A 3,246-nucleotide genomic window follows, 5' to 3' on the forward strand; every position below is an offset into this window, starting at 1 on the left:
GAACAATTTCAAACTAATAATGAGACCTGACCATACTCCAACTGTCTGGAATATAGATAAATGTTAAAAGTGTTAGTCAATGAGCCCCATTGCCTCTATCCTCTGCCGCTGCGTTATTCCAACGGCTATTTTGGATAAAAACCAATATTTTTGTAACTGCCGGTGGGAAAGAAAACATCTGTCTTCAACCTTCGTTCGTATAAACGGCGCCACTCTGCTTCCAGGGTTAGCTTAACCCTTTCACATTCGGCCTCAATCTGGGCCAATTTGGCCTTGCACGCTTCTGCCGACTCGTTGCCTTCCAATTCGTCGCACAAGGCGCACAATTTCAACGCGCCAAAAGCAATACTCCTCGATTTGAGGGTGCGCGTTATGGGCGAGATTCGTTTTCTGTTTCGCTTTACCGCATGCCGGAGGTCTTGCAGTAGTTCGGGCACACACTCAAGGTAATTCTCAATCAACCCGGCCAGCACATGGGGTGTTTCCGCGCCCAGCAGCATGCGCAATTGTTCCAGTATCCGGGCATCAATAGCCGGTTGTTCCAGGGATACGTTTTGGATGAAGTTGTCGGTGGGTATGTTTTGGGTTCTCATAGGTTTCCTTGTTCTGGTAGTAATGAGCCAGGTGACTGGCTCTGAGATTGAAGTTGTTTGTTGGATAGACCCTAAAGGTTTCTGTGTAAAACTGTGATTTGCCTCCTTGAGGGTCTGCATGTTTCAGGAAGGTAAAAGAACCAGTCACCTGCTAACCTTCCTTCTTTCTGCCCCTATCATACACGTTTTCTTAAAGACTGTGAACCCTAAAAAATGGGGGCTTTGATAAACAAAAAAGGGGTTGGGAAAAAGGTAACACCACCCAAAGCCTTCCATAATTGTTTGCTTTGCGTTTGGAATAGGGTAAAATAGGGTATATGCTTTTAACCAAATAGAAAGGGGGTGATTGCCTTGACCCGCCCAGAAATAAAATTAACTGCGCTGGCCAAATGCGCCGGTTGAGCCAGTAAAATGGCCCCGGAGGCTTTGGCGCAGGTTCTGCGTCCTTTACACAACTTATTTCACAACGGCAGCAATCCCCCCCAGCTTTTGGTTGGTCTGGGCGTGGCCGGTGACGATGCGGCCATTTACCAACTTACGCCCAACCAGGCCATCATCAACACCATTGATTTTTTTACGCCGGTGGTTGATGACCCTTACGACTACGGCGTGATTGCCGCGGCCAACGCCATGAGCGACGTTTACGCCATGGGCGGCGAGGTTATATTTGCCTTAAATGTGGGGGCGTTTCCGGCCAGTATGGAACCGGCTATTATCGCCGAGATTTTGCGGGGGGGGGCGGAAAAAGTTATCGAGGCCGGCGGGGTGATTGCCGGCGGCCACACCGTCACCGACGACGAGCCTAAATACGGCTTGGCCGTAACCGGCGTTGTGCATCCAGAGCGATTTTTTACCAAAGGCGGCGCCCAACCAGGCGACGCCCTGGTGCTCACTAAACCCCTTGGCACCGGCGCCATTAGCACCGCCCTTAAGGGCGGTATTGCTAACCCGGCCCATGTGTCTAAAATGATTGAAACAATGAAGCAACTCAATCGCCAGGCATCCCAGGCGGTCCAGGCTGTGGGCAACGTTAAGTCGGCTACCGACATTACCGGCTTTGGCCTGCTGGGCCACGCCCTGGAGATGGCCGAAGCGTCGGCCTGCAAATTTATTTTGGAGATGAACCAGATACCGCTGCTCGACGGCGCAATGGCCTATGCCGCCGATTTCATTTTCCCCGGCGGTATGGCAAACAACAAAATGTATTTTGAAAAACAGGTCACTTTTGCCCCGGCCATTCCCGAACACCAGCAATGGTTGTTGTGGGACCCGCAGACCTCCGGGGGACTGCTCCTGGCCATCCCTGCGGCCCAACTGTCCGATTTTCAAAATGCTTGCCACGCCGACGGACGCGACCAGGCCATGTGGGTTATCGGTCACGTTGCTGCCGGCCGGGGAATAGAGGTGTTGCCCTAAATGACCGAACCAACCGACCCCAAAAACAAACCAGGCCAGTCTCACCCGGATGCGGATGATGAATTGATTGTGACCCCGGTTAATATTGCTCGCGCTCGTTACGCCAGCGCCCATAACCATTCCATTGTGGACAAAACGCGCCGGGTAATGGCCATCAGAACCGGCTCGCCGCAGCAGCAACCGGCCGGTCAAACCCCTGCTGAAACTGATAGTTCCTTGTTTGGCGGCTTCAGTAGCTGCATGCTGGTCTCTTTATTGGGCGTTGTCTTTTTGGTTGGGGGCATCCTGGGAGGTATTGCCGGGGGCGGAGTGGTGATGTGGGCCAGCAATTCAGAAGAGGGAGCAATGTGGGGTGACGCCTCTAGCGCGACGCCCCTGCCTACCCCTACCCCCGCCCCGGTAGAAACAATGACCCCTACTCCCAGCCCGGAACCCATCATCACCCCGGCGGTTGAAGATATTATTGCCGGGATTATGCCTTCGGTGGTAACGGTGATCAATCAGCAAAATAACGCCTTTGCCCTGAACCCGGAGGAGGACCGGGTGCTTGGCTCCGGCGTAATCATTGACGCGCGAGGTTATATTGCCACCAATCATCACGTTGTTGAAAATGCCAATGGCCTGAGCGTGATTTTGTTTGATGGCCGGGAGATTGTGGCCCAACTGATTACGTCTGACCCTACCGAAGACCTGGCCATTATCAAAATTGGCGTGGAAAGCTTGACCCCCATCCAATGGGGCGACTCGGCCACGGTTCGTCCCGGTCAGGTTGTCTACGCCATTGGCAGCCCCCTGGGCGATTTTCCCAACTCGGTAAGTTTTGGCATTATCAGCGGCCTCAACCGCGCCCTGGAAATGGACGCCCACGTTATTGACGGCTTGATTCAAACGGATGCCGCCATCAACCGGGGTAGTTCCGGCGGCCCGTTGATCAATATGCAAGGCGAGATGGTGGGCATCAACACCTTTATCATCCGGGAGAGCGAAGACCGCGGCGTAGCCGAAGGGATTGCCTTTGCCATACCTACCGGGCGAGCCAGGAGTATTTTACTCCCCTGGGTGGCCGCCCATAGCGGCGAGTCGGCTCCCATTCCGGCCGGCGGAGAGGCCGGGAATTGATCCGACAACCCCTGAATTATTGAGAAGATGACTATTCAACCTGCACCTGCTCGTAGACCTCCGTGGTGTTGCCGTCCAAATCTTCCACAATAAATCCCACAATATAGAGGCCGGGGGC

General features: G+C 53.7%; 3 protein-coding genes. 2 read left to right on the forward strand and 1 reads right to left on the reverse strand.

Annotated elements, in window-relative coordinates:
* Window positions 1-125: 125 nt before the first annotated feature.
* On the reverse strand, window positions 126-593 hold the full coding sequence (locus JW953_05040) for an Hpt domain-containing protein (GenBank protein MBN1992047.1): 468 nt from the start codon (window positions 591-593) through the stop codon (window positions 126-128).
* A gap of 411 nt (window positions 594-1,004) precedes the next feature.
* On the opposite strand from JW953_05040, the gene selD reads away from it, so the two are divergent.
* Both selD and JW953_05050 read left to right on the forward strand, forming a co-directional pair.
* Window positions 1,005-2,009, forward strand: a complete 1,005-nt coding sequence (gene selD, locus JW953_05045) for a selenide, water dikinase SelD (protein ID MBN1992048.1) — start codon at window positions 1,005-1,007, stop codon at window positions 2,007-2,009.
* The gene (locus JW953_05050) at window positions 2,010-3,128 is read left to right on the forward strand and encodes a trypsin-like peptidase domain-containing protein (GenBank protein ID MBN1992049.1); all 1,119 of its coding nucleotides are present in this window, start codon (window positions 2,010-2,012) and stop codon (window positions 3,126-3,128) included.
* Window positions 3,129-3,246 lie beyond the last annotated feature (118 nt).

The organism is Anaerolineae bacterium, assembly GCA_016931895.1.
Lineage (GTDB): Bacteria > Chloroflexota > Anaerolineae > 4572-78 > J111 > JAFGNV01.